The following is a 2500-nucleotide window of genomic DNA, read 5'->3' as shown; positions in this document are numbered from 1 at the left end:
TACGTATAGATATAGTAGAGAATACCTATACTGATTTCAATCTATTATCTTTGCCAAATATAAAAAACACCTAATATATATTAGGTGTTTTTTTATATTTAAACTATATACAATATGTTACTTAGCATTCCTTACTATTCAAGTTATTCTTCTTTAATAACTTACTTATCTTTTGTCTATCTGCCCATCCTACTCCTATTAAGACTAAACTTCCTCCTATTACTATCTTCCAAGTTAAAGACTCATCTAATAAAGCAATTGAAGCAACAATACTTATTAACGGTAATGCATTTAAATATAACCCACTTACTGATGCCGAGACTGTCTCTAGTGCTCTATTCCAAAACCAATACGCTAAAATTGTTGCTCCAATAACAAGATATATTATACTTAGTCCGGCCTTCCATGTTTCAACCTTTGGAAAACCGTAATAAAAAATTTCTACCGTTGCAAATGGTAATAGAATAACAGCTCCAATAATTAAAGTTAGTGTTGTAAAAACCTTTTTTGATAGATACTGTTCTTGTTTTGGCCTTTTCAGCAATACTGTATAGAAAGCAAATAAAAAAGTACTTAATAAAATAAGGGTATCTCCTATTAAAGATACTTCTTGATCGACGTTACTAGATGGAATGGTAATAAGAAGTACCCCGGCAGCCCCGAGTACAATACCGATCCAATAATTAAGCTGAATTTTTTCTTTTAAAAAGAACGCTGAAAAAAGAATTGTAACTAAAGGTAAAGCAGCATCAATAATACTAACATGCAATCCACTTGTTAAAGAAATACCGTAGGATGTGAACATAAAATAACCAGCTACACCAGTAAAAGATAGTAAATTCATCCTTTTCCACGGCACTTGTTTATGTGCAACCGATCTTTTTAATTGTTTAAATGAAAATAGTAAACAGATTCCACCCGCGAAGAAAAGACGAATAAATAACAAAGTAAATGGCTGAATAGATTCTAATGCCCACTTTGTTGGTGCAATAGCTGTCCCCCATAATATAACAGCCACTAATAACATGCATATTTCTTTCATAATCCCCCACACCCATCAATAATATATATTAATTACCTTAATTATAGATTTTTTGATGAATGAAATCCTTTAAAAATGAAAAGATATTGTATAAATTGAAACTTTAATCAGCGGGGGTTCACTTCAGCGCATGTCACATAGCTCAAAAGCGTTGCGAAATGTTGGCTTGTACACGATGAAACAAAGTTACTTAAACAATAACAGGATGGCTACTGTAAAAGAAGTAGATACTTCCATGCAAGCCAATACGAATGATTGGGGCGTTCAATCAAATTCTATTCAAGCGATTCGCAGAGCCTTATATGCAGAAGTGAAGAGCTTTTTTAAAGCGTTGGAACAATGTAAGAAAAATCCTGAGCAGTTCACAGGGCGTCCGAAGTTTCCAAATTATTCTCGTTCCACTGACAAACGAATCATTGAAATCTATCAAGTCCCTAAAGTGGATAATAACGGGTATTGGATGGTTCCGATGAATGTGGCATTCAAAAAAAATTGGGTTCCATTAAAATACGTATGCCGAAAAATTTAAGACATAAAAAAATCTTCTACATTGAGATTGTACCGAAGCAAAAAAGTCGGTTCTTTGAGGTGCATGATACATATGAAATGCATGTTTCTCAAATGAAGAAACCATCCACGACTACGAGTAACGCTTTGAATTGCGATTTAGGTGTAGATAGATTAGTAAGTTGCGTGACAAATCGTGGGGTAGCATAAATGCTAGAGCGTCAAACTGTCTAGCGATAGACGAAAAGACCTAGCGCTCGAGCTCAAGCCCCCACTGAAAGGCTTTGTCTCACTGGGGGTAGTTGACTTTAAAACGTCTCCATTTCATCCTTTTCTCTCATTAAGATTACTAAATTTACGGATTATGTCATTTGATATATATAAATAAACACAAAAAACCTAAGTCGAAACGACTTAGGTTTTTGCTTGGCGACGTCCTACTCTCACAGGGACAAGGTCCCAACTACCATCGGCGCTAGAGAGCTTAACTTCCGTGTTCGGTATGGGAACGGGTGTGACCTCTCTGCCATCATCACCAAACTATTGAAGGCATATTCCTTCAAAACTAGATAACATTTGCTACATATTATATGGTTAAGTCCTCGATCTATTAGTATTCGTCAGCTCCACATGTCACCATGCTTCCACCTCGAACCTATCAACCTGATCATCTTTCAGGGATCTTACTAGCTTACGCTATGGGAAATCTCATCTTGAGGGGGGCTTCATGCTTAGATGCTTTCAGCACTTATCCCTTCCGCACATAGCTACCCAGCTATGCCCTTGGCAGAACAACTGGTACACCAGCGGTGCGTCCATCCCGGTCCTCTCGTACTAAGGACAGCTCCTCTCAAATTTCCTACGCCCACGACGGATAGGGACCGAACTGTCTCACGACGTTCTGAACCCAGCTCGCGTACCGCTTTAATGGGCGAACAGCCCAACCCTTGG

The 2500-nt window shown here is 37.4% G+C and carries 2 protein-coding genes, 2 rRNA genes and 1 pseudogene (2 of these 5 only partly in view); 2 read left to right on the top strand and 3 right to left on the bottom strand.

Annotation, left to right across the window (positions count from 1 at the left end):
* On the top strand, positions 1-34 hold the end of the coding sequence (locus tag PSR14_RS01785) for a sulfotransferase family 2 domain-containing protein (protein WP_000460180.1). The gene continues 758 nt to the left of window position 1, outside the view; the window shows 34 of its 792 coding nt (coding positions 759-792); the start codon falls outside the window, past its left edge; its stop codon occupies positions 32-34.
* An 87-nt stretch (positions 35-121) separates the two neighbouring features.
* Here PSR14_RS01785 and PSR14_RS01780 read toward each other — a convergent pair whose 3' ends face one another.
* Entirely contained in the window at positions 122-1054 is a 933-nt protein-coding gene (locus PSR14_RS01780) for a DMT family transporter (protein ID WP_169509538.1), read from the bottom strand.
* A 109-nt stretch (positions 1055-1163) separates the two neighbouring features.
* Here PSR14_RS01780 and PSR14_RS01775 point away from each other — a divergent pair.
* Positions 1164-1756 (top strand): annotated as a pseudogene (locus PSR14_RS01775) (RNA-guided endonuclease TnpB family protein); the annotation flags it as partial.
* Positions 1757-1973: 217 nt separating this feature from the next.
* On the opposite strand, the gene rrf reads toward PSR14_RS01775, so the two are convergent.
* Together rrf and PSR14_RS01765 are read right to left on the bottom strand one after the other, a co-directional pair.
* Positions 1974-2089: ribosomal RNA gene (gene rrf, locus PSR14_RS01770) — 5S ribosomal RNA — on the bottom strand.
* 50 nt (positions 2090-2139) lie between these two features.
* Positions 2140-2500, bottom strand: a 23S ribosomal RNA gene (locus tag PSR14_RS01765) (it continues 2562 nt past the right edge of the window).

It is taken from the genome of Bacillus sp. A01H (assembly GCF_045277205.1).
GTDB classification, from domain to species: domain Bacteria; phylum Bacillota; class Bacilli; order Bacillales; family Bacillaceae_G; genus Bacillus_A; species Bacillus_A paranthracis.
This window is presented reverse-complemented; position numbering and strand designations above follow the sequence as displayed.